Here is a 24,235-nt window from a genome sequence, read left to right as displayed (position 1 = left end):
CCAACCAGTACCTCCGTGATTCGCCGTTGTTTCAACTGGAGCACCAGCACCTTCAAATTTTAATAAAATCGGTACAGCTACTGTGGAATAAAACTTCATAGTGATATCCTTATCTGTAGTAAAATCTACAGGAGTATCAAGAGTGAACGCGCCTCCTTCAAAGGCACCTCCTATGTTTACGATTTCTCCAACTTTTGAAGCAACATTATTCACCCCAGAAAGATCTGGATTATCCACTACACTGTACGAAGCTCCGTTGAACGTTGCAAAATCGTATGTAATAGTTGAGCAATCAAAATCTATAGGTAATTCCAAGGCAGTATCGGTACAACCGCCTACACTGTAAAGCATAAAGTCATCAATATAATACGTAGCTCCACTATCGGTATTGATATCGAAGAACAGCACAATTTTATCATATGTTCCACTGGCAGAAGCATCAAAATCAAAGGTGAGTTCTTCCCAAGCATTCGCCGTTGTTGTAACGGCTCCTACTTCTGTATTGACTCCAGCATTTGTTTTGTCTTCAAGCTTTACCAGAACGTTAGTACCTACGGCCGGTGCCCAAACTTTCAGTTTAAAGCCTGAATTGGCATTAAAATCGAATTTTAAATCAACCTCAATCTGATTATTTGCAAATGGAAGAGCTGCATCCCTTACGATTTCTCCTACCTTACAGGAAGTATTGATTCCATTAGGATCAGGATTGTCTATAAACGTATACGCAGCACCATCGGCTACAATAGCACTTCCAGGATCTGTCTGGAAGGTTAGATTAAAGTCTGCCCCGCCGAGCGACTGTGCAGTCTCTGCTGTACAAGTTCCGCTACCAGCGTAAAGCATAAAGTCATCAATGTAATAGGTAGCTCCGCTATCGGTATTTATATCAAAGAACAAAACGATCTTGTCATACGTTCCACTGGCTGAAGCATCAAAATCAAAGGTGAGTTCTTCCCAGGCATTTGCCGTAGTTGTAACGGCCGCTACTTCTGTATTGATTCCTGAATCTGCCTTGTCCTCAAGTTTTAGCAACACATTAGTGCCTACTGCTGGAGCCCAAACTTTTAGTTTAAACCCGGCATTGGCATTAAAATCGAATTTCGAATCAACCTCTATCTGATTATTTGCAAAAGGAAGAGCTGCATCCCTTACGATTTCTCCAACCTTACAAGAAGTATTAATTCCGTTAGGATCAGGATTGTCTATAAACGTATATGCTGCACCATCAGCTACAATAGCACTCCCAGGATCTGTCTGGAAGGTTAGATTGAAGTCGGCCCCGCCGAGTGACTGTGCGGTTTCTTCTGTACACGTTGAAGGTGTTACAAGAAGGATTGTTATTTCGTCTTCCGTAGTATCTGATGCTCCTGCCTCATTCAGGGCCTTGAGCGTAACCGTATAGGTACCAGAATCTGCATAAGACTTTACCGGATTTATTTCGATAGATGTAGTACCATCACCGAAATTCCACAAATAGGTGTTTGCATCTTCCGATATGTTTATAAATGTTACCGTTCCGGTATCTTCATTTACCGTGTACGTAAATGCAGATACAACATCCGGGAATAAATTTTCAATGTCTTCACATCCTAAATAGGATACCGCCAATACAAAAACAAAAATGTACTTAGCTTTTTTGAGTAATTGTTTCATAGTTTTTTCTTTGTTAGTTTAGTCCGTTATATTTATATACCCTCACATAGTCGACCAACATGGTCTGTGGAAATACTGTTTCTGCATTGGGTGAGCCTACAAAGGACCCGCCTACTGCTAAATTTATGAGGATATAAAAGTCATTATCAAAAACCCAGTCTGCACCCTCAGGAAGATCCTCCGGAGTGATCTGATTGTATAAAACATCATCTATATAATGGTTTACATAATCTGGTCCCCATTCTATCCCATAGACATGGAATCCAGTGTCTAAGCGTTCATTTTGTAAGAGGTATTCTTTGGAAATTGCCTCGCCACCAGAATATCCGGGGCCATGTAAGCTTCCTATTAATTTTGTAGGATCTTGTCCTCTCATTTCCATTATATCGATCTCACCGATAAACGGCCAGATCTCAGTTGGACTATCTTGTACTCCCAGCATCCAAAATGCCGGCCATATCCCTTGCCCATAAGGCACCCTTATACGGGCTTCAAAACGGCCGTAAGTTTGCGAGAACTTGTCCTTGGTTAATAGTCTTGCCGAAGTATAGCCCGAACCTTGAAATGACTCTTCCTGGGCGGTGATGATCATCACTCCATTATTTATAGTCACATTTTCCGGCCTATCTGTATAATATTGCAATTCTTGATTTCCCCATCCATCTCCGTTTGGACCATTACCGATGTCATATCCCCAAATAGAACCGTCTGGTGCACCATCCGTATCAAATTCATCCTGCATAGTTAATTGGGTAAAATTTGTAACGGTTTGCTCATTATCTACCGCACAGCTAAAACTTAACAGCAGTATGCCGGCCAACACTAGCTTGTTCATAATGGATAGAGTTCCCCCAGTTCGGTTTAAATACCGTTGTGGTATCATTTTCTCTTTCATTTGTACTTGATTTATCTGATTCATTCTTTTTTTTATTTAAATTCTGGATTACTCCGTATAGAAGTACATATTATCAACTGTTAAGGTTGAAATACCCCCTGAGGCAAAAACTAATTGTGCCACATTGGCTCTGGCACCATTTACGAATCCACTTAAGCCCCCACCAGTATTATTTGTAAAGCTTGCCAAAGGAATATCTAAGCTTATCCAGGTTCCGCTTTCCAAATCTCCACTGGATATTGTAATACCACCACCAGTGTCATTACCTCCACCAAATGCACTATCTGCTCCAAAATCGATCAATTCAATTACGATAGAATCTCCTGAGTCTATGGATTCCTCTGTTCGGATATCCACATGTAAAAATGTCATTCCCGAAGCATCTATTGTGGGGTTTGTACCGGTAGTAGTTTGTCCACCAAAAAATCCATTATAATTATCTACCGGGACATTGGTGTAGGCATCACTAAAAATAGAAATAACATTTTCTTCGTTACGTGTAGGCACCGGAGCTAAATTAAAACCTCCCTTTACTTCCAGAGCAGCAGAACCCTGCGCTTTAACCCCACCCAGGGTTGCCGTAATGGTTGTGGTACCTATACCAACCGGCGTAAGAACACCCAACTCACTTACCCTAACTACGTCTACATCTGAAGAGTTAAATGTAAAATAAGAAGGTGCTGCGAAAACCGTTTCATTAACCCCTGAAGCCAGATTAAAAGTTTGGGTAAGTCCCTCCTGAGGAATCTGCCCTTGTATATTGATAAAAGCTTCCGCTTCCAAATCCTCACCTCCAAATATAGCCGGCCTGGGTTGGGCTACCGTGCCCAGTTTTTCAAACTTTAATTCATCGATCCAAAAAGTGTATCCATCACCATCTTCAGGGCCTTCTGCATACCAGAACATACCACTTTCATTGATTAATTTACTGGCATCTGGAATGGGGATTACATATTTGGCCCAGCCAGTGCTTATCCGCAAATTTTGTTTGGTTACAAGGTATTTGTCCTGGATATCCCGGAATTGGCTCTCCCCGAAATCGCTACCAAAACCAATCTGATCAATAGAAGCCGCTTTACTGGCTTTAGCCCAAAATGTAAGCGCATCATAACCAGAAAGGTCGCGACCACCGTAATCCGGGAATATGGCCCCTGCAAAGCCTAAGGTGGCTTCGGGATCCCCAAAATTCGGGACATCAAACCTCATGGAAGATGTACCTTTATATTTCACTTCTTCATCCACGGAGAATGCATCTAGTTTTGATCCTCCAAAGGGCAGGTATTCTAAGCCTCCGCTAAAGCCATCAATAAAAACCTCAGGATTTGTTTGGAAAGAGGCAAAATCGACCTCATCAGAGACCTCTCTTTCACATCCGGAAACAAGGATGAGAAGTAAGCTCAAAAGAAACGTGCTATGTAGATAAATAAATTTTCTGTTTTTCATGGTTTTTATTTTTATTTACCAATATTGATATGTATGTATGTTCTAATTTCCCATTCGTTGCCATTTCCAAATCCAACCGGACTTATGATAGGTGATTCCGCAAACTCCAGAGCATTATTAGGTGAATAACGAGGTGAGAATTCGTTCATACTTCTCCAAGTGCCCCGTATTCCTACCTGAGTGCTTGGCAGAATAAACCAATCTGGCTTTCCAAGTGTGGTGGATATATCCAACATTAATTGCACGGGGTAGGTAAGGTTAAAATCCCTATGATAATCAAAGGGGCCCCAGTCGTTTACTTTCCATGCATGCTGCACTTTTATATTTTTATAGAGCATTCTGATATCACCACCAAAACGTTCTATAAGTCGTTCGTCACTACCATTTGCCTGGGCATTCCCAAAATAAATGTTAGCAATTATCCCTAATTCGGAACTAACTTTAGATACGATCCTGGCGTGAGTTTCCCATAAATCCTGGGCAGGAACGGAATTAGGAAAGGCAAACAAGGTACGATTTCCTAAAAATCCAATAGCCGCATCCATCGTTGTAGGGTGATGTCTATAAACAAAGCCAACACTTGCTGCTAACTTCGCATCCTCTGCGCGGTCATTGTCCCATTCGTACATCCAGGTGCCTGGCGTGGGGTCCCAGGTTAGTAGAAGTTCCCCTGCCACCGTCTCACGGTTAGCCCTTACTACAAAAGGATCGTCCAGGATATTCCTCAGTCTTCCTGGTCCTTGCACATCATTAGGCATGGCCTCAACAATAGGTTTCTGCCATAAAAAGTTTGGTGCTATTTGAACGTTGCCAAAACTGTATGTAAATCCTGTAAGGAAGTTTGTTTGGTTTCCGCTACCACTATCTTTTAGTTTCCCGCCGGTAAATGTTTTAGTGTAATCTGCTCCACCATTGGCAACCAAGCCCATAGCAGCTCCCTGGGCATACCAATTAAATCGCCCACCGGCGTAGGTGATCTTTGCCTTGGCGCCCCAATTATCCTTTTCGTTTACCTGGTCCGTATAAATGATGTATTTTGAATCGGCTCCCGGGTTATCAGGATCGTAATTCGGATTGTCTTCTGATATTTGGAATACCCGGCCATTTAATGGTTGTCCCCCCCAAATGCCACCTACTTCAATCCCCACATCTCCAAATTCTCTTTCTATATGAAGGGTAGCTCTTCTTGTTCTTGGCATCGGAACTGCCAAAGAAGAAACGATGGTGCCAAAATTGTCTATATCCTCGTGGAAGACACCAGTAACATGTAACTTCCCAATAGTTCGGCTATATTTTAGAAGTAATGCGGGGTTAGCTCCCCACCAAAGCTGTGGTCCAAAGGCCGCTTTTAAACCTTTCAAAACTCGCTTCCCATCAACTTCAAAACCACTGATCTCACCATTATAGATGTCGAGGTTTGGGCCGTAATTAGCCTCTGGATATAGGCCAAAGAAGTCGCCTTCATATCCCCAATGGTAATGACCGGTTCTGTAAAATCCTCTTATGTCGAATTCCTTTGTTTTCCATTCATAGGAGGCATTGTATATCTGTATACGGTTAACGTCATTCAGAACTACATTTCCTTCGTCTGTGTTTACAACAATGGGGCGACCCCTGTTTTCATAAAAAATCTCATCTATAGGATTTTGAGCTACATTCCCCAGTATATTGACATTTACATTTGCTCTCATATTTGGAGCAGGGTTTCCTTCCACCCCAATAAAATACGACTGCATATGATCGTAACCGAGTTGGTCCGGATATACTGTTTCTTCGGGGTCTCTATTTTGAGGCGTTGTGATGAGGTTGCCTCCGGTATTGTAGGTGGTAAACCTTGCCTCCATTTTACTTATTCTCAACATATTACTTTGCTCTCCAACCAAAGCCGCTTTATCTCCCCTGGCCTTGAGTACCGCATCCATGATTTCAATGTTCTTAAAATGATTTTGAACAAAATCTTGTGTAACACCTTCGGCATAAGGGTTTAATTGATGCGCTTCCTTTAAGGCATAATAGGCGGCTCTTGGATATAGGTCATAAAGTCCCCTTGGATTGGTTTGGCCTTTGGCACAAATACCGAACCATTCCTCATTCATATTATTTTCACCCGGGGCGAGGTCTATCGCATATCCGCCATTGGCCCAGGATGCGTTATTGTCATGTACATCGGCATTTTCACGATCGTCAAAACCGTATTTCCACCAACCATCACTAAATTGGAAGGTAAAACCTCCGATGGAGTTTTCCGCTTTTCCTAAGCCCGCGGCATTTTCATAGATCTCTTTCCAGTTACCAACCATATAATAAGCCTGGGCTTTCTGATCTTCTGCATTTTCGATCGCATTAAAAGCGTCAGCACCAAACTCTGTAAACATAAGAGGCTTGTTGAGTTTCTCTTTGACCACATCAAACATGTCTCCGAAAGACAATCCTCTATACACGTTGGTTCCATATATATCAACATCTTTACATTCCTCGGCTACGATATCAAGAAAGAGGACATCCCCGTTACAAATAGCAACCGGGTGAGATGCATCCATAGATTTCATTAAGACAGCTGCATCATTCATGAGTTTATACATGGGTCTTCCTCGTTTTTCCCCTATAAACTCGATTCTCCCTTCATCATCCGGAAAATCCTCTGTCTCTGCACCTTGCCAGAATAGTCCATAGTTATTCTCATTACCAAGTAAATACAACAGCAGTCCGGGAGTATTCTTATAATCCCTAACAAGGTTCTCTACCTCAGACATCAGGAATTCCTGAGTTTTAGGATCTGAATATTCTGTAACTGGGGTCCAGACCCCATCTAGCGTTAAACCATATCTTCCAAAAGAATGATTCAGCATGGTGTAAATTCCATAGTTCTCATAGATGTACTTTATCCATCGCGCAGGAACACCTGTATACTGACGAATAACATTTACATTCATGTTCTTTAATAGCGACATCTCGGTATCTAGACCAGCCTTGATAATATCATCCGGTTTTTTCCAGAATTCAGCATTTACGGTATTTGTCCCAATTGGGATATAGTCCCAATTCATACCATTGATCATGAAATCTTCGCCGTTGACAACCAATTTCATCCCATCCTCTGTATTAACGACGGTTACCTGATCTGCCTGGGCATATACACCCAACGTAAATAAAAATAGTAGCGATCGCAGTAGATAATTCTTCATAGTGCTGTTTAGTTTAAATTGATGTTTAGGTAAAGAGGAAGTTTTTAGCGAGCCAAATAATTCTGGCCAATAATACTATGACTGAGTAATTTATTTGTGATCATATGCCAAAAAAATAAATTGGCTACTATCCCATTTTACCAACCGTTAAACTTATCCCAATAAATTATTAAATCCTTAAAATCTACCTGTACAAAAAGTATACATGGTAATATTATGCCTTTTTTTATGTGAACTTGGCAAAATAGCCCCGATTTCATTGCGTTTGAAGCTATATCAGAATATTCCTACTTATTTGTAAAAAAAGAAGAATGTATAGGTATTGTTGAGGTAATGGGTGAGAAATGTAAAGGTGCCTAAAGGGTTAGGATGTAGTTAACCAGGTTATCATCGTGCGATAAGTTCATCTTCTTGCGGAGTCTGTATCGTTTTATCTCAATGCTTCGAGCCGATATATTTAATAATGGCGCAATTTCCTTTGATGATAAATTTAGACGGAGATAGGCACACAATTTAATATCATTGGGTGATAAATTTGGATGTGCCTTTTTCAGGTTCTTTAAAAACTTCCTGTCGGCATTGTCAAAGGCCTCTTTAAACATTTCCCAATCATCGTTCTGTTTTAGGCTTTTTTCAATGATGTTAATTATTGGCTTTATTGTTTCTTTATCATCTGCACTAGAAATAAGCTGATCCTTAACCTTATCTAATAATTCATTCTTTTTTATGATGCTTAAGGTAGAGGCAGCCAATTCGTTACTCTTACTTTGGAATTGTTCTTTCAGTTGCTCATTCTTAATTTTAACGATCTCTTTTTCATTCCGGGCTTTAGCAAGTGCCATTTCGCGTTTGTTCTTCTCTATTAATTTTTCTTGCCGCTTATGGTAGTGTCTCTTATAGGCTTTATGAACAGCTACAGAAGCAATAAACATGGCTATTAGGTAAAGAATAATCATTCCATTGGACAAATACCATGGTCTGCTTATTTTGAATGAGTAGGTAGCTATATTACTTGAAATATCATCCCCCACTCTGGCCCTTACCTTAAAAGTATAGTTCCCTGCAGGCAGGTTTTCAAATCGCACTATTGACTCTTCAGACCATTCGCTCCAATCACCATAGATCCCTAAAAGCTGATATTGATATCTAGGTTTTAAATACTTGCTATAAACCGGAGAGTGATATTCAAAATCCAGATAGTTCTCATCACTTTTAAATTCGCCTTCAATATTTTTATCCAGCAGGTTGAAAGTGTTTTTATCATCATTTTTAGTTGCGTTACTGATACTTCCAATATATACTTCAAATACTGATTCAGTAATTTTTTGAATGTCTACGCTGATAAACCCGGTACTGGTGCCAATTAAATACTCCTCATTGCTCCCTAGTTGAGAAACACTTTCATAACCTACTACACCGCTTCTTACGTTTTCAGCCAGCGGAATAGACCTAACTAACGGTACTCTGGTTAAGGATCCTTCAGAAATTAAACTGATCCTGGTTTTACTAAAAACCCAAAGATATTTGTTCTCAGCATCCACTATCATCTTACCGGAAACATAGTCGTCTTCGGTAACTACCCCACTAATTATGCTGTCTCTGGTAAATTGCTCAGATGTTCTATCATATTTATAAACTCCCTTTTTATATGCGAAATACAGATCTTCCTTGTATTTCACCAATCCGGAATTTGAGCCTCGCAATACAGTATCTAGGCTTACACTTAAAGCCTCAGAAATGGCACTATCTACCTGAACCTTAAAAATGCCCTTGTATTCATGATTTACGAAGATCTGGTTCTTATATGATTCAAAATATCTGGACGAGATATCAAAGCCTCTGATCTTATTTCTGAGTCGCCATTGATTCCCTGATTTTTCCAAAATATACAGGCCGTCATAATTTCCTTGTAGAATTAAATCAGGGTGTTCATCTAATGCTTCTATTTTCCAGGTACCGGCAACATCTGTAATTATTTTGGCTTTGTCTTCTTCTATGACAAAAGTTCCTTTGTGATGCCCACAGAAAAGGCTGTTGCCTATTTTTTTCAACGACCAAACCTGACCCTGGGTACCATCGATTAATCTAAAGTTTTGATAGCTGTTGGTCTCCTTGTAGAAAAGACCCTGATTAGTACCCAAATAAAGAATATTATTGAATATTTCTGAGGCGTACACACTCCCCGCTACTCCCCTGTTATCAACATAAACCTTAAATGGTGATGAAAGATTTATATAACTGATCCCATTATCCAGACCCAACCATAAGTTACCGTCAAGATCCTCAAAAAGTGAAAGAACCGTATTGTTTCTTAAACCCTTAATTTGATCTATATAGAACAAAAGATCACCAGATTCATCGAGCTGAATTAAACCCTCGGAAATTGTACCTATTGCAAAATTTTTGTCCTTTAATTGTATGCCACTGTAAACACTTACTGTAGATAGCAATTTGTTTGTATTAGTATTCCATTCTTCCAAGGATGAGCCATTTAACTTAAATATTCCGTTGTGGCGAGTTAGAAATAATAACTCTTCTTTACTTTGAAAAATATTGATGACCTCATCATTCCTAACTATTTCATCATCCAGGAATAGAACGTCCTTCCCACTCTCAATTTTATAGATCCCTTTATTTAATCTCTGAAAATAAAGGCCCTGATCCAGATTAAATATTTTAGGTAATGAAGTTTCTGATTCAATAATATTGAACGAATCTTCCTGTAGATCATAAATGTATATTCGTTTGAGTGACTGAAAAACTATGTAATTGTCTATATCCAGTATATTCCAGAACTCTTCATCCGGAATAAACATTTCCTTGATATTTTCAGATAAGGAGATGTATCTAAGTATCCCCAGATTATTTTTCTCCCAAAACCCAAACTCCATGTAGCTACCGGTATAGATCTTCTCGTCTATAACCTTAACAGATCGCATAACACTTTCGTTAGGCGATTGATAGAGCGTCCACTGAGCTCCATTGTATTCAAGCAGCCCTTTGCTATTGGCTACGTAGATAATTTTATCTGAAGTTTGAGATATGGCCCAGTTCTGATTCTCGGCTTTGTAATCTACCGGGGCATAATTTTGGATGGGGGGAAGACCCTGAGCAATTGAAGGAAGGCTAAGAAAAAATCCGAGTAATAAGACTATGACCCTCAAGAAGATATGATTTTATCAGTTGATCTATTTCCTTTTACTTCTGCAAAGGAATTAATAACAAGAATTGTTCTCTCAGACCAACTCAGCACTTAAACCTGCCTGAAGTAATTTGCTGCAACGTGGTTTTAAATCTACATATTCACCGGTTTTTACCGTGCATTTGCCATTGTAATGCACAATAAGCGAGCATTGCTCTGCCTGTTCGGGAGTATGGTCGCACACACTGATAAGGGTATCGATCACATGATCAAAGGTATTTACATCATCATTAAACAGTACGATTTCGTGTTGTTTTACCGTTACTTTCTCAAGTAACAGTTCTTCCGAATATTTTTCTTTAGATCCCATAGCGAAGAATTTGCACTAATATACTAATTTTTCCGACTACCAATTCTAAAGACGTTTTTGAAAAATTGCGTATAATCAGATTCAATATTGCTCCTATTCCTTGCTTTTAAGGAGCTAGTTTTTAAAAAACTGGGCGGCAACCCAGGTATTTCTAGTTACTTTTTTGTTGAATGAAAGTCCAGCCTTTTTACATGCTGCTTTTATAGTGGGCTCATCTTCCAGATAAAATCCGCTGAGAAGCAAGCATCCTTTTGCCTCCAAATGATCTGAATAGATCCCGATATCTTCCAGTAAAATATTCCTGTTGATATTAGCCAGGATGCAATCGTACTTTTTCTCTGGAATTACCCTCGCATCACCCTCCAGAATGGTTATATCTCCCTGTCCATTGCGTTCAGCATTTTCTATGGCATTGAGATAGCTCCAGTGGTCTATATCTATTCCATCTACAGAATAGGCCCCTTTCATGGCCGCCAGTATGGCCAGAACCGCCGTCCCACAGCCCATATCTAGGACCGTCTTCTCTTTTAATTCCATGTCTAACAGGAATTGCAGCATCATATAAGTTGTTTCATGATGGCCCGTTCCAAAACTCATTTTTGGTTCAATGACGATATCGTATTGCACCTTTTTCTTCTTGTGAAATGGGGCTCTAACCATGCATTTTGAACCTATCTCTATAGGGTCGAAATGTGTTTCCCATTTTTTATTCCAGTTTTCCGGGGGTATTTCCCTGATCTGTTTTTTGATCTGAAAGGAAGGATCTTTTAGGATGCTAACATCCTCCAGCAGTCCTTTATCCCAATCTTCCTTTCTTATATACCCATTAAGACCCTTTTCGGTTTCTTCAAAACTTTCGAAAGGGTGTTCGCTCAATTGCGCTAATAAGATGTCAGTTCCTGGTATTTTTGGTGTAACCTCAAAGCTGCATTCAATATAAAAATGACTCATTCCAATTAAATTGCGGCAACAATGGCTGCAAAATCATCGGCAGCCAGGGCAGCACCTCCTATGAGTCCGCCATCCACGTCTGGCTTTGAGAAGATCTCGTTGGCATTGCCCGGCTTTACACTCCCACCGTACAGAATGGTCACCATTTCGGCAGTTTCCTGATCATAGGCCCCGGCAATGGTTTTGCGAATAAAAGCATGCATTTCCTGAGCTTGTTCAGGAGAAGCGGTTTCTCCGGTTCCTATAGCCCAGACTGGTTCATATGCAAGTACTATTTGTTTCCATTGCCCTTTGTCTATGTGGAAAAGTCCGTTTTTTAATTGAGTTTCAACTACCTTAAAATGATTGTCGCTTTTTCTGTCTTGTAATTCTTCTCCGAAACAGAAGATCACACGCATATTTGCTTTCAGGGCCGCATCTACTTTTTTGGCCAAAAGGGCATCGTCTTCTCCAAAGTAAGCTCTGCGTTCAGAATGTCCAAGGATCACGGTTTTAATACCAATAGACTGCAACATATTGGCAGAAATTTCACCGGTATATGCTCCATTTTCCGCGAAATGCATATTCTGGGCAACCACCTCCATTGATGATGTTGACAACTGCTTTACCGCCTGTGCCAAATTTACAAATGTAGGAGCTACCATCACCTCAGCCGTTGTTTCCGGAATCTTGCTTATTAGTTGGGTAAGTAGTTCTGCAGTTTCACTGCTATTATTATTCATCTTCCAGTTTCCTGCAACTATTTTGTTTCTCATCTTGTTTACTTTATTAATGGTCAATTATTAAATGTGAGTTCGTCCATATCGTTATAGTGGACTTTTTGAATAATGATACCCTTTTTTAGCACCAGTACCCCCGGATTAGACCTTACAATAGTTTTTAGCGTGGTCTCGTCCGTAAAATAAAAAGGGAAATTGAGCTTAAATTCATTGATCGCTTTAGAACTCCATTCCTCATTGGATGCAGACATTCCGATCACCTTAAAACCCTGTGCGATGGCCCTATCAGTTGCCTTTTTGAGCTCATTGTACACCTCAAAATTGCTCTTGGCGAGGTCATATGCAATGACCATCACAAGATCTTCTTCCTGCAGCAAAGTCTCAGAGAAGTCTTCTCCATTTTGTTCAATGGTAAAATCGTGTATAGGTGGCTCGTATCCTTTTTGGATCTCTGTGGTCTCTACTTCAAGAAAAGTTCCGTCCACGGTTGGGTACTCTCCAATGGTTACAATGGTTGTCTCTTCTCCTTGGACGTCAAACGTCCAGGCGTATTCAAAAATGGCTTTGGGAGCATCTGCAGGTACGGTCATGCCATCCGGAATACTTGCTCCTATTTTATAGGGCCTGAAATCGATCCAGGGTAAATGGTTGATCACATAATTAACAAAGAGCCCGCAAATAAATAGTGAAATTACCATTACGATCCTCGATGTTCGCGGTCTAAAGAGAGGTTTTATGAATCGCTTCCCAAGCAAGAGGATAATAATAAAGATCAGCAATACCACATCCTTGGTAAAGGATTCCCATGGAGTAAGTTTTACCGCATCTCCAAAACAACCACAATCTGTGACCTTATTGAAATAGGCAGAATAAAAGGTAAGGAAAGTAAAGAATACTATCATGGCCAATAAGCTCCAGATGGTGATCTTTCGCTGGTAACCCAACAAGAGTAATACCCCAAGCAATACCTCCAGGATAACAAGAAATATGGCCAGTGCCAGGGCGTAAGGCATTAAGAATCCCAGGTCTAGTACTCCGGGACTAAAATACTCTTCCAGTTTAAAGGAAAACCCTACCGGGTCGTTCAACTTAATTAGACCCGAGATAATAAAAAGGATCCCGACAAATATTCTCGATATGGTTACAATGATCTTCATAGGTTTCGATATTGGGGTCAGGAGTTTTCTTCTTCCAGATGGATCATTGCAAAAACTGCATAATTAATGATATCCTGGTAGTTAGCACTAATTCCTTCGCTTACCAGGGTCACCCCTTTATTATCCTCTATCTGTTTAACTCGTAGTAATTTTTGAAGGATCAGGTCTGTCAAAGAACTTACTCTCATCTCCCGCCAGGCTTCCCCATAGTCATGGTTTTTATCTTCCATAAGGCTTTTGGTGGCCTCAGCATACTGATCAAATAGAACACTTGCCTGTTTTGTGTTAAGATCTGGTTGTTCTACCACCCCTTTTTCTATTTGAATAAGTGCCATGATAGAATAATTGATGATGCCAATGAATTCTGACTTTTCGTCCTCATCCACTTTACGAACGTCATTTTGTTGTAAACTGCGTATACGTTGTGCTTTAATAAAGATCTGATCTGTAAGCGAGGGGAGTCTGAGGATTCGCCAGGCACTGCCGTAATCCTTCATTTTTTTTACGAACAATTCCCTACACCGCAGTATGATGGCATCGTATTGTTCTGAAGTTTGCTGCATATTCTTCTAATTTGCGTACATTTCGTACGAAATACTGTCGGCCTCAAAGGTCGGAGTTTAATCTAAATCAGCAAAATGAATTCTGGCAGATAACGCCTGTTCTTATATGATGACGTTAAATTGCAAAGGAAGTCTTATTGATCTGCAGCAACCCAAAGTAATGGGTGTCTTAAACCTTACCCCCGATTCCTTTTACGATGGAGGTAAATACAAGGACGAAAAAAGTATCCTAACTCAGACCGAACAAATGCTGGCAGAGGGCGCTACTTTTATTGATGTTGGGGCCTATAGTTCACGTCCCGGAGCAGATGACATTTCAGTTGACGAAGAATTAAAAAGGATTACCCCGGTGGTGTCTTTATTAGTGGAACATTTCCCGGACATCGTTCTCAGTATCGATACTTTTAGAAGTGAGGTTGCTAAGCAGTGCATAGAACACGGAGCTGCCATGATCAATGATATCTCTGCCGGTGTTTTAGATCCACAAATGATGAAAACAGTCTCTAAAATGAAGGTGCCGTACATCATGATGCATATGAAGGGAACACCCCAGACCATGAAAGATCTAAATAATTATGACGACCTAATAGAAGATATTTGCTTTTACTTTTCGGAAAAAATAGCAGCTGCCAGAGCACTGGGTATTCATGATATTGTTATTGACCCGGGTTTTGGTTTCGCAAAGAACATAGCTCAAAATTATGAAATACTCCAAAAGTTCTCTTTGTTTCAGACATTTGAAGTGCCTTTGCTGGCCGGACTTAGCAGAAAGTCTATGATCTATAAGGTGTTGGGGAAGACACCGGAGGAAGCACTGAATGGCACCACGGCTTTACATATGGTAGCCCTGGAAAAAGGTGCCAATATACTCAGGGTTCACGATGTAAAAGAAGCGGTAGAATGTGTGGCCCTTTTTGAAAAATTAAGCACACATGCAGAATAGTCTTATGTAGACTATTTTTTCTAATTTTACAAAAACGACCAGATTGGACTTTCTAAATTTCCTGGATTTCAAAATTACAGATCTCATAGACATCCTTCTTGTCGCTATACTTCTCTATTACATTTATAAATTGGTCCGTGGTACCGCAGCAGTCAACATCTTTTTGGGGATCGTTTTTGTATGGGCCTTTTGGAAACTTACTCAGTTACTGGAAATGAAAATGATCAGTAGCGTTGTTGGAGGTTTTATGCAGGTTGGACTTATAGCGTTGATCGTGGTCTTTCAACAGGAAATTCGAAAATTCCTGCTAATGATTGGCTCCACCAATCTGTCTAACAAGCGCAATTTTGTAAAACGTTTCAATTTTTTAAAACAAGATGGGATCATCCCGGATCTAAAGGTTTCTGTGGTCCTGGAAGCCTGCGAAAAAATGTCAAAAAGCAGAACCGGAGCCATTCTGGTCATTGAACGTAGTAATTCACTCGATTTTATTAAGTCGTCCGGAGACAGGATGAATGCAGAACTGAATCTCCCTATTTTGGAGAGTATTTTCTTTAAGAATAGCCCGCTACACGATGGGGCAGTTATCATCAGAGGGAACCGAATCATTGCCACCAGAGTTATTTTGCCTCTATCACAGGAACGAAACATACCGCTTCGATTTGGCCTGAGGCACAGAGCTGCCATTGGGATCACAGAAAAAACAGATGCCCTTGCCCTGGTAATCAGCGAAGAAACCGGAACTATTTCCTACATTAAAAATGGTGAGTTCACTATGTATAAGGATTTCAAGGAATTAGAATCACTATTAAAAAAGGACCTTCAGTAGATGAATTGCAAGAATTGCCAAACTCCTCAAAGAACCGACTTTAATTATTGCCCTAGCTGTGGCGCCAAAGTGGTTCATCACAGACTTACCTTTAAAAACTTAACATACGATATAACAGAACGGTATTTTAATCTGGACAATACCTTTATAAAAACAGTAGTGCAATTATGTGTTCGGCCTGAGGTGGTCATCGACTCCTATATACAGGGTGTGCGTAGAAAGTTCTTAAACCCTATTAGCCATTTAGGAATTGCCCTGACGCTTTCGGGTCTCCTCATTTTTATCATGCAAAAAGTACTTACTTCAGACATGTTCAATGCCTATGGGGGCCAATTGTCTAAAGAAACATCTAGTAAACTATTTGATACGGTATTTGACTACTCTTCCTTATTATTTATTTTATATATCCCCGTTTTTGCATTTGCCGGGTATTTAACTTTTAACCGAAAGGACTACTTGCTGTCTGAGTATATGATAGCCTATATATACATTATGGCTCAATGGAGCATTGTTATTTTTCCCATTTCATTAATCACTTTATTAGCTGAACCTTCGGCATATATGTCCTTAAGTTTTCCGCTTCTCTTTATTATGATCCTCTATTGCATTTTTGTCATGCAGCGCATTCATAGATTCACAACCGGCGCAATGATCCTAAGATCTTTTGTTTTTTTCTTACTGGCTATCCTGGGATATTTTGGGATCGTAATAGTGTTCTATATCGTAATGTTTCTTACCGGAACTTTCGAGCTACAAGACTTTATGCCCCAAAAGTAAGTGTGTTCATGTAATTTCTACGCCACCTCTTGCGCCAAAAACTGCGCTTCGTATAAATTACTGTAGTAGCCACCTTTTTTGAGCAGTTCCTTGTGGGTACCCGTTTCCACGATTTGTCCGGAATCCATGACAATGATCTTGTCCGCCTTCTTAATGGTAGCGAGACGATGTGCGATGATGATGGAAGTACGACCCTCGGTGATCTTATCTGTAGCCTTCTGGATAAGTTTTTCGGTATAGGTATCTACAGAGGAAGTAGCTTCATCTAAGATCAAAATACTTGGATTGGTGACAAAGGCCCGTAAAAAGGCGATCAGTTGCCGCTGCCCGCTTGAGAGCATGGTTCCCCGTTCTTTTACATTATAGGTGTATCCACCAGGCAATGTATTTATAAATTCGTGTACTCCAATTCTCTTGGCCGCCTCTTCTATTGTAGCAACGGAAATATCAGTGTCTTTCAGGGTAATATTATTGGCGATGGTATCTGCAAAAAGGAAGACATCCTGCAGGACAATAGCGATGTTCTTTCGAAGGGAAGACAAAGTGTAATCCTTGATCTCAATACCATCTACCTTGATGGTTCCAGAATTTATTTCGTAGAATCTGTTCAGAAGATTTATGATAGTCGACTTACCGGCACCTGTTGCCCCAACGATTGCCACTGTTTCACCCGCCTGAACCTCAAATGAAATACCATGTAGGACCTCTTCGTCTTCCAGGTAGCCAAAACGCACATTTTCAAATTGAATATGGCCGCTAACATGTTGTTTCTCCTGGGTACCATTATCCTCAATTCTGCTGTCTGTATCCAATATTTTAAAGACCCGGTTGGCTGCTACCATACCCATTTGCAGTGTATTAAACTTATCTGCTATCTGCCGCAAGGGTCTGAAAAGCATCTCTATATAAAGGATAAAAGCAAAAATGGTCCCGGCAATATCTACATTTATATTGGCAATGTTCTGAAGTCCGCCATACCATACTACCAATCCTACTGCTATGGAGGTTACGATTTCCGCGACCGGGAAGAAAAAGGAGTTGTACCATACCGTTTTCAACCAGGCATTCTGATGTTTTTCATTAATACCTCTGAATTTTTCACTTTCTATTTTTTCGCGCGTGAATAGTTGCACGATCTTCATCCCGGTAAGACGCTCCTGTACAAAAGAATTTAAATTAGAGACCTGAGCCCTTACTTCAATAAAGGCGACTTTCATAGCTTTTTGAAACAAGCGGGTGGCATATAGAATTATCGGAAGGATGGCAAAGACCATTAGCGCTAGTTTCCAGTTCATAAAGAGCATAATACTGGCGGCGGCTACCATTTTTAAAAGATCTGAAACGATCATAAAAAATCCCTGGCTAAAGATCTCACCGATCCTTTGCATATCGGCAACGGCCCTTGTTACTAGGAGCCCAATAGATGAGTTATCAAAATACTTCATCCTAAAGCCCATCATCCTTTTGAAAAGCAAGATCCGTATATCCTTAATGACAGATTCACCCAACCAATTGGCAAAGTAATTAAAGAGTAATTGAAATATCACCTGCCCAAACAACACACCCAACATGGCCAGAGAAAACCAAAACAAGGCATCCATATCCCTTTTGTTGATGGCATCATCAATGATGATCCTTAAAATGTAGGGAGTGAGTACAGCGAAAAAGGTTAGAAGTATTGCTGCCAGGGCAACCCCATAAAAGGTAAGGCGATAGGGTCTTGTCTGGGCAATTAACCTCTTAAATAGTTTATAATCAAATGCTTTGCCTGTTTCTTTATCCATTAAGATCAAAAAGGGTCTTAGGGTACGTAATCTTCGTCAAATATAATCCTTTTGCGGGCACCGAAACACCGGCTTCCCCCCTGTCTTTGCTTTTTATAATACTATTAACATTCTCTACTGTGGTCTTCCCAAGGCCTACATCCAGAAGCGTACCCACAATGGCCCTTACCATATTGCGCAAGAATCTATCGGCTGTAATTGTAAACACAAGTTTACCCTGATCTACGGTCCACTGTGCCTTCTTTAGTTGACATAAATAGGTCTTTACATCGGTTTTAGATTTTGAAAAGCACTCAAAATTTGTATGATCCAGAAGTAATGATGCTGCTTTGTTCATGGCCTCCACATCTAATGGGAGATGCACGTAATGTGCCCAGTCCCGGTAAAAAGGGTCTTTGTATTGTAATACCCAATATTCATAAGTGCGCTCCAGGGCATCGAAGCGGGCGTGAGCCTTATCATTGACCTGAAAGATATTTTGGATTGCTATATCTTCAGGAAGAAACGCATTTAAACGATGTACCTGTTCTTCAGTCTCTAAAGGCAAGTCCATATCAAAATGTGCATACATTTGCCTGGCATGTACTCCGGTATCTGTGCGGCCTGCACCTGCCAATTGAACAGGCGTTCTGAGTTGGGTGGTCATAGCCTCTTCCAGGGTATGTTGAACACTTGTGGCGTTGGGTTGCCGTTGCCATCCATGGTATGCTTTGCCATCATATGAAAATTCAACAAAATATCTCAATGCGAAGTCTTATTTTTGTTTTCTGCAAAGATACCCCTAAATGACCAAAATCTTACTCCTCTCTGATACCCATGGATATTTGGATGAACCCATTCTTAAATATGCGAAACAAGCAGATGAAATATGGCATGCCGGAGATATTGGAACCTTTGAGGTTGCCGACAAGCTGGCGGCACTTAAGCCTTTTAAGGCAGTGCATGGAAATATAGACAACGGACTGCTACAACAGGAATTTCCCTTACACCAAAGATTTCTATGCGAAGAGGTAGATGTTTGGATCACGCATATTGGAGGGTATCCAAACAGATATAGTCCAAAAGTAAAAAAGAGCATACAAGAAGATTCCCCCAACCTTTTTATTAGTGGACATTCTCATATTTTAAAGGTGATGTGGGACAAAAAGCTGAATTTACTGCATATGAATCCAGGTGCCTGCGGTAAACAAGGCTTTCATCAGATGAGAACCATGTTGCGTTTTGAAATTGATGGGAAAGACATAAAAAACCTGGAAGTAATAGAGTTGGGAAAACGTGCAGCTCTTTGAGCCAATTGATCTTCTTCTGAGGGTAATGGTTCATATTATAGAACAAAAAACCCCGGTATGGCTACCGGGGTTTCACGCACTAATACTACTAAGATGTTAGGTTTAACGTAAGCGATCAACAGATTTTACGAGATCTTCATCCTTCTTGATAGCCCTGTTGGCCAGGACCAAAAAAACGATAGAAAATACAGGAATCAGCATCCCAATACCCTTCTCCGAGACCAAGGCCTCTCCGGATAAGTTTAGCGATCGGTAAACGAAAAATCCTAGTAAAAAAAGATTAAGTATCATATTTAACCGGTTTAGCACAAATTGGCTCTTTCGGTCTTTGAACCGGAAAATAGCCAAGGCTGCCAATACAGCCGACCCATAAAAGGCCAGTGAAACCGCTAATTCATTTTTAGCAAAAACAACAGCACCAGCAGCATCTACCCATAGCACTAACCAAAATGGTAGCAGTGCCCCCAGGAGGACAACTAACAGCAGATAAATGGATTGAATACGTTGAATCATTGCACAATTGCTTGTTCGCGCTGCAAAAATAACGGTCTTTTTAAGATTTTACCACGAAATATTGAAAATAATTTGTAATTTTGTAACGTTATCTAAGATAGCACTTACCGACTGGGATCTCATTCCCATATAATATCCAAGTGACAAATACTTCGAATTTTAACTACGTATAACTTATTCAATACTCAATGTTTGAGATTTCTGATTTAAAGGCAATGAAGCTTCCTGAGCTTCAGAAGATCGCCGAAAATTTAAAAGTACCTAAGTACAAAACCCAAAAGAAATTAGATCTGGTTTATCAAATACTAGATCTGCAAGCCAGCAATCCTACTATCGTAAAGGAGACTGCAGGGGTTGTTGAAAACACTGCAACTGCAGAACGCCCTAAAAAGCATGTTCCCAAGCCACGACCCAGACCCAGACCCAAGAAAGATGCTGACTCAGAATCAAAAGACTCCAAGGCCTCTCATCAAAGAAGAGAGCCTAAAGGAGAAGCTTCCACTATAGAAGCTACTAAAGAACAACTTAAAAAGGAGCATCCTAAAAAAGAACACATTAAAAAGGAACATCCCAAGAAAGAACATTCCGGAAATCAAAATAAAGGACCACGCTCCAATAAGCCCACCCATCAGAATAATGGGCAAGATAAAAAGTCGAGCAATTACGACAAGGATCTCAAGAACAAATACAAACAACCGGAATACGAATTCGACAGTATCATTGAGAGTGAGGGAGTCCTGGATATCATGCAGGATGGTTATGGATTCTTAAGGTCTTCGGACTATAATTATCTTTCCTCCCCAGATGATATTTATGTTTCTCAATCTCAGATCCGCTTATTTGGATTAAAGACAGGAGATACGGTTCTTGGAAATGTACGGCCGCCGAAAGAAGGTGAAAAATATTTCCCGCTGATCAAAGTGAATAAGATCAACGGACAAGATCCTCAGGTGGTAAGAGACCGGGTTGCATTTGAGCACCTTACACCACTATTTCCAACAGAAAAATTTAATTTGGCCGAACGTCAAAGCAATATCTCAACCCGTATCATAGATCTGTTCTCCCCTATTGGGAAAGGACAACGAGGTATGATCGTTTCCCAACCAAAAACGGGTAAGACCATGTTGTTGAAGGATGTTGCCAATGCTATAGCAGCCAATCATCCGGAAGTTTATCAGATCGTCCTGCTAATAGATGAACGGCCCGAAGAGGTCACAGATATGCAGCGTAATGTGCAAGGTGAGGTAGTAGCCTCTACCTTTGATAAGGAAGCCACAGAACACGTGAGAGTGGCCAATATAGTCCTAGAAAAAGCAAAACGCCTTGTTGAATGTGGTCATGATGTTGTGATCTTATTAGATTCTATAACCAGACTTGCCAGAGCTTATAATACGGTACAACCTCCCTCAGGAAAGGTATTAAGTGGTGGTGTTGATGCCAACGCCTTGCATAAACCCAAAAGATTCTTTGGTGCAGCACGAAATATTGAAAAAGGAGGTTCGCTTACAATTATTGCTACCGCCCTTACAGAAACCGGATCTAAAATGGATGAGGTAATCTTTGAGGAATTTAAAGGAACCGGTAATATGGAACTACAACTAGACAGAAGGATCAGTAACAGAAGGATCTTCCCTGCGATCGACCTTATTTCATCCTCTACCAGACGAGATGATTTGTTATTGGATGAAAATACCATTCAAAGAATGTGGGTTATGCGTAAATACCTGGCAGATATGAACCCAATTGAAGCCATGGAATTCATGGAACAGAAAATTAAGCAGACTAAGAATAATAAAGAGTTCTTAATGACCATGAGTCAATAGGAAAGACGTTATCATATAAGAATCCCGGGGTACGAAAGTATCACGGGATTTTTTTTATTCCATCCGCAAGAACAGAAACAAAAAAACCCGGCCTTAGGGCCGGGTTCCTTTTAAATTTTAAAAGATATAATTATATCGCTGCAACCATTTTCATAAGCTTGCTTTTGAGGTTCGCAGCTTTGTTGTCATGGATAATATTGCGTTTTGCCAACTTATCTATCATACTGACCACAGATGGCAATAAAGCAGATGCTTTCTTTTTGTTAGTTTCACTTCGTAATTTCTTGATAACATTACGAGTGGTTTTGTGCTGATACCTGTTACGTAAACGCACCTGTTCGTTCCTTCTTATTCTCTTTAATGCCGACTTGTGATTTGCCATCTTTCTTTTAATTATGTTTTAATAACTGCTTTAATCTACAGCTTACCTGTAGCCCGTAGGGGAATCGAACCCCTGTTACCAGGATGAAAACCTGGCGTCCTAACCCCTAGACGAACGGGCCAAAAAAATTACATTCAACTATACTTCTTACAAAGGACACCGAATGTTCCGTAGCCCGTAGGGGAATCGAACCCCTGTTACCAGGATGAAAACCTGGCGTCCTAACCCCTAGACGAACGGGCCAAAGGTTTGTACAATTGCGGATGCAAAAATACAATTATTTTTTACTACCACAACTCCCACCCATTATTTTTTAAAATGCTCGTTAATAGGCTTTAGCAAACAGCACTCTTTGTTGTGAAGGTTTGCCTGTTACCATGCATACACCTTCTTCCATTGGGCTGTCTATTGGGATACAACGAATTGTTGCTTTGGTCTCTTGTTTGATCTTTTCTTCCGTGGCAGAGCTTCCATCCCAATGGGCAGAGTAAAAGCCCCCTTTGGTATCTAAGAGTTGTTTAAATTCCTCATAAGAATCTACCTTGGTAATATGCTCTTCCCGGTAGCTGTGAGCCCTGTTAAAAATATTTTCCTGAATGTCCTGAAGCAAATGCTCAATGTGGCTTGCCGCATCCTCAGAGGGTATCGTTTCTTTCTCCAATGTATCCCGGCGGGCTACTTCAAAGGTATCGTTCTGCAGATCGCGTTGCCCAATAGCAATACGGACAGGAACCCCTTTCAATTCATACTCATTGAACTTAAAACCAGGTTTATGGGTGTCACGGTCATCGTATTTCACTGTTATGCCCTTTGCCCTTAATTTCTTTACCAGAGGGTTTACTTTTTCAGAAATGGCTTCTAATTGATCCATTCCTTTATAAATAGGAACTACTACTACCTGTATTGGCGCTAATTTTGGTGGCAGCACCAGGCCATTGTCGTCGCTATGGGTCATAATCAGAGCTCCCATTAAACGGGTAGATACACCCCATGAAGTTGCCCATACATATTCTTGTTTGCCCTCCTTTGTGGCAAATTTCACATCAAAGGCCTTGGCAAAGTTCTGCCCCAGAAAATGAGAGGTACCTGCCTGTAATGCTTTTCCATCTTGCATGAGTGCCTCAATACAATAAGTTTCTAATGCCCCTGCAAAACGTTCACTTTCTGTCTTGGTTCCTTTGATCACCGGAACGGCCATGTGATTTTCTGCAAAATCAGCATAAATATTCAAGATCAGTTCAGCTTCATCAATGGCCTCTTGCTCTGTAGCATGTGCCGTATGACCTTCCTGCCATAGAAATTCTGAGGTTCGTAAGAACAGTCGGGTTCGCATCTCCCAGCGCACTACATTCGCCCATTGATTTATAAGTAGTGGAAGATCTCTGTAAGATTGTATCCATCTTCGGTAGGTATCCCAGATGATGGTTTCGGAAGTGGGCCTAACAATTAGCTCTTCTTCCAATTTGGCCTCAGGATCTACAATAATACCGCTCCCATCCTCTGCATTCTTTAATCGGTAATGGGTAACAACTGCACATTCCTTGGCAAAACCTTCTACATGGCTGGCTTCCTTACTGAAATAAGATTTAGGGATAAATATGGGAAAATAAGCGTTTTCATGGCCAGTTTCCTTAAACATCTTGTCTAAACCGGCTTGTATCTTCTCCCAGATAGCATAGCCATAAGGTTTGATGACCATACAGCCCCTAACACCTGAGTTTTCGGCCAAGTCTGCTTTTACAACCAGCTCGTTATACCATTTAGAATAATCCTCAGTTCGCGTCGTTAAATTTTTTCCCATCTAGTGTACTTTGGCA

At 40.5% G+C, this 24,235-nt stretch carries 20 protein-coding genes and 2 tRNA genes; 5 read left to right on the top strand and 17 right to left on the bottom strand.

The genetic code is table 11. The features are described from left to right. The 10 genes from Q0X72_RS06785 to Q0X72_RS06740 form a co-directional block, all read right to left on the bottom strand. A partial coding sequence (locus tag Q0X72_RS06785) for a PKD domain-containing protein (protein WP_297763219.1) occupies window positions 1-1,653 on the bottom strand: 1,653 nt, incomplete at its 3' end. Between the two features lie 13 nt (window positions 1,654-1,666). Continuing rightward, window positions 1,667-2,548: a glycoside hydrolase family 16 protein gene (locus Q0X72_RS06780; protein WP_297763216.1), complete on the bottom strand. Its 882-nt coding sequence runs from the start codon at window positions 2,546-2,548 to the stop codon at window positions 1,667-1,669. Window positions 2,549-2,596: 48 nt separating this feature from the next. Then, window positions 2,597-3,991, bottom strand: coding sequence for a hypothetical protein (locus tag Q0X72_RS06775; protein WP_297763214.1), 1,395 nt, complete (start codon window positions 3,989-3,991; stop codon window positions 2,597-2,599). 11 nt (window positions 3,992-4,002) lie between these two features. After that, window positions 4,003-7,176 (bottom strand): glycoside hydrolase family 2 TIM barrel-domain containing protein, encoded by a 3,174-nt coding sequence (locus tag Q0X72_RS06770; RefSeq protein ID WP_297763212.1) that lies wholly within the window; start codon window positions 7,174-7,176, stop codon window positions 4,003-4,005. A 356-nt stretch (window positions 7,177-7,532) separates the two neighbouring features. Continuing rightward, complete coding sequence (locus tag Q0X72_RS06765) at window positions 7,533-10,340, bottom strand: triple tyrosine motif-containing protein (RefSeq protein ID WP_297763210.1); 2,808 nt, start codon at window positions 10,338-10,340, stop codon at window positions 7,533-7,535. Window positions 10,341-10,412: 72 nt separating this feature from the next. Continuing rightward, window positions 10,413-10,688 (bottom strand): ATP-dependent Clp protease adaptor ClpS, encoded by a 276-nt coding sequence (locus Q0X72_RS06760; protein ID WP_297763208.1) that lies wholly within the window; start codon window positions 10,686-10,688, stop codon window positions 10,413-10,415. Window positions 10,689-10,802: 114 nt separating this feature from the next. Continuing rightward, window positions 10,803-11,639: a 50S ribosomal protein L11 methyltransferase gene (prmA, locus tag Q0X72_RS06755; protein WP_297763206.1), complete on the bottom strand. Its 837-nt coding sequence runs from the start codon at window positions 11,637-11,639 to the stop codon at window positions 10,803-10,805. A 5-nt stretch (window positions 11,640-11,644) separates the two neighbouring features. After that, a complete protein-coding gene (gene tpiA / locus Q0X72_RS06750; protein ID WP_297763203.1) occupies window positions 11,645-12,394 on the bottom strand; it encodes a triose-phosphate isomerase in 750 nt (249 codons plus the stop codon). Window positions 12,395-12,414: 20 nt separating this feature from the next. Then, the gene (locus Q0X72_RS06745; protein ID WP_297763202.1) at window positions 12,415-13,515 is read right to left on the bottom strand and encodes a BT_3928 family protein; all 1,101 of its coding nucleotides are present in this window, start codon (window positions 13,513-13,515) and stop codon (window positions 12,415-12,417) included. Between the two features lie 17 nt (window positions 13,516-13,532). Next, window positions 13,533-14,078, bottom strand: coding sequence for a DUF1599 domain-containing protein (locus Q0X72_RS06740; protein ID WP_297763201.1), 546 nt, complete (start codon window positions 14,076-14,078; stop codon window positions 13,533-13,535). A 109-nt stretch (window positions 14,079-14,187) separates the two neighbouring features. Between Q0X72_RS06740 and folP the strand changes: the two genes are divergently transcribed. Genes folP through Q0X72_RS06725 form a run of 3 tightly spaced genes read left to right on the top strand, consistent with a single transcriptional unit; the run spans window position 14,188 to window position 16,627 of the window. Further along, window positions 14,188-15,021 (top strand): dihydropteroate synthase, encoded by an 834-nt coding sequence (gene folP / locus Q0X72_RS06735; RefSeq protein WP_297763222.1) that lies wholly within the window; start codon window positions 14,188-14,190, stop codon window positions 15,019-15,021. Window positions 15,022-15,064: 43 nt separating this feature from the next. After that, window positions 15,065-15,850, top strand: a complete 786-nt coding sequence (gene cdaA / locus Q0X72_RS06730; protein WP_297763198.1) for a diadenylate cyclase CdaA — start codon at window positions 15,065-15,067, stop codon at window positions 15,848-15,850. Beyond that, window positions 15,851-16,627, top strand: a complete 777-nt coding sequence (locus tag Q0X72_RS06725) for a DUF3667 domain-containing protein (protein WP_297763195.1) — start codon at window positions 15,851-15,853, stop codon at window positions 16,625-16,627. 17 nt (window positions 16,628-16,644) lie between these two features. Here Q0X72_RS06725 and Q0X72_RS06720 read toward each other — a convergent pair whose 3' ends face one another. Further along, window positions 16,645-18,411 carry an ABC transporter ATP-binding protein gene (locus tag Q0X72_RS06720; protein ID WP_297763194.1) on the bottom strand — a complete coding sequence of 589 codons (1,767 nt, stop codon included), beginning with the start codon at window positions 18,409-18,411 and terminating at the stop codon, window positions 16,645-16,647. Further along, on the bottom strand, window positions 18,404-19,156 hold the full coding sequence (truA, locus tag Q0X72_RS06715) for a tRNA pseudouridine(38-40) synthase TruA (protein WP_297763192.1): 753 nt from the start codon (window positions 19,154-19,156) through the stop codon (window positions 18,404-18,406). Before truA ends, Q0X72_RS06720 begins: the two co-directional genes overlap by 8 nt. Before the next feature lie 40 nt (window positions 19,157-19,196). Between truA and Q0X72_RS06710 the strand changes: the two genes are divergently transcribed. Then, on the top strand, window positions 19,197-19,700 hold the full coding sequence (locus tag Q0X72_RS06710) for a metallophosphoesterase family protein (RefSeq protein ID WP_297763190.1): 504 nt from the start codon (window positions 19,197-19,199) through the stop codon (window positions 19,698-19,700). A 102-nt stretch (window positions 19,701-19,802) separates the two neighbouring features. On the opposite strand, the gene Q0X72_RS06705 is transcribed toward Q0X72_RS06710, so the two are convergent. Next, on the bottom strand, window positions 19,803-20,213 hold the full coding sequence (locus Q0X72_RS06705; protein ID WP_297763188.1) for a DUF4293 domain-containing protein: 411 nt from the start codon (window positions 20,211-20,213) through the stop codon (window positions 19,803-19,805). Between the two features lie 188 nt (window positions 20,214-20,401). On the opposite strand from Q0X72_RS06705, the gene rho reads away from it, so the two are divergent. Beyond that, a complete protein-coding gene (gene rho / locus Q0X72_RS06700; protein WP_297763185.1) occupies window positions 20,402-22,036 on the top strand; it encodes a transcription termination factor Rho in 1,635 nt (544 codons plus the stop codon). Between the two features lie 130 nt (window positions 22,037-22,166). Here rho and rpsT read toward each other — a convergent pair whose 3' ends face one another. From rpsT to proS, 4 genes are all read right to left on the bottom strand, one after another. Continuing rightward, window positions 22,167-22,418 carry a 30S ribosomal protein S20 gene (gene rpsT / locus Q0X72_RS06695; RefSeq protein WP_297763182.1) on the bottom strand — a complete coding sequence of 84 codons (252 nt, stop codon included), beginning with the start codon at window positions 22,416-22,418 and terminating at the stop codon, window positions 22,167-22,169. A 49-nt stretch (window positions 22,419-22,467) separates the two neighbouring features. Continuing rightward, window positions 22,468-22,539, bottom strand: a tRNA-Glu gene (locus Q0X72_RS06690). Between the two features lie 50 nt (window positions 22,540-22,589). Then, window positions 22,590-22,661 (bottom strand) — tRNA-Glu (locus tag Q0X72_RS06685). A gap of 82 nt (window positions 22,662-22,743) precedes the next feature. Next, window positions 22,744-24,219, bottom strand: a complete 1,476-nt coding sequence (gene proS, locus Q0X72_RS06680; RefSeq protein ID WP_297763180.1) for a proline--tRNA ligase — start codon at window positions 24,217-24,219, stop codon at window positions 22,744-22,746. Window positions 24,220-24,235 lie beyond the last annotated feature (16 nt).

The organism is uncultured Muriicola sp., from assembly GCF_947258935.1.
GTDB lineage: Bacteria > Bacteroidota > Bacteroidia > Flavobacteriales > Flavobacteriaceae > Muriicola.
The sequence above is the reverse complement of the archived record's forward strand: the minus strand, read 5'-3'. Positions and strand labels throughout refer to the sequence as shown.

Bases quoted from the DNA above. Each gene is read 5' to 3' on its own strand.
- Q0X72_RS06780 (WP_297763216.1), bottom strand. From the start codon at position 2,548: ATGAAAGAGAAAATGATACCACAACGGTATTTAAACCGAACTGGGGGA.
- Q0X72_RS06775 (WP_297763214.1), bottom strand. From the start codon at position 3,991: ATGAAAAACAGAAAATTTATTTATCTACATAGCACGTTTCTTTTGAGC.
- Q0X72_RS06770 (WP_297763212.1), bottom strand. From the start codon at position 7,176: ATGAAGAATTATCTACTGCGATCGCTACTATTTTTATTTACGTTGGGT.
- Q0X72_RS06760 (WP_297763208.1), bottom strand. From the start codon at position 10,688: ATGGGATCTAAAGAAAAATATTCGGAAGAACTGTTACTTGAGAAAGTA.
- prmA (WP_297763206.1), bottom strand. From the start codon at position 11,639: ATGAGTCATTTTTATATTGAATGCAGCTTTGAGGTTACACCAAAAATA.
- tpiA (WP_297763203.1), bottom strand. From the start codon at position 12,394: ATGAGAAACAAAATAGTTGCAGGAAACTGGAAGATGAATAATAATAGC.
- Q0X72_RS06745 (WP_297763202.1), bottom strand. From the start codon at position 13,515: ATGAAGATCATTGTAACCATATCGAGAATATTTGTCGGGATCCTTTTT.
- Q0X72_RS06740 (WP_297763201.1), bottom strand. From the start codon at position 14,078: ATGCAGCAAACTTCAGAACAATACGATGCCATCATACTGCGGTGTAGG.
- folP (WP_297763222.1), top strand. From the start codon at position 14,188: ATGACGTTAAATTGCAAAGGAAGTCTTATTGATCTGCAGCAACCCAAA.
- Q0X72_RS06725 (WP_297763195.1), top strand. From the start codon at position 15,851: ATGAATTGCAAGAATTGCCAAACTCCTCAAAGAACCGACTTTAATTAT.
- Q0X72_RS06720 (WP_297763194.1), bottom strand. From the start codon at position 18,411: ATGGATAAAGAAACAGGCAAAGCATTTGATTATAAACTATTTAAGAGG.
- Q0X72_RS06710 (WP_297763190.1), top strand. From the start codon at position 19,197: ATGACCAAAATCTTACTCCTCTCTGATACCCATGGATATTTGGATGAA.
- Q0X72_RS06705 (WP_297763188.1), bottom strand. From the start codon at position 20,213: ATGATTCAACGTATTCAATCCATTTATCTGCTGTTAGTTGTCCTCCTG.
- rho (WP_297763185.1), top strand. From the start codon at position 20,402: ATGTTTGAGATTTCTGATTTAAAGGCAATGAAGCTTCCTGAGCTTCAG.
- rpsT (WP_297763182.1), bottom strand. From the start codon at position 22,418: ATGGCAAATCACAAGTCGGCATTAAAGAGAATAAGAAGGAACGAACAG.
- proS (WP_297763180.1), bottom strand. From the start codon at position 24,219: ATGGGAAAAAATTTAACGACGCGAACTGAGGATTATTCTAAATGGTAT.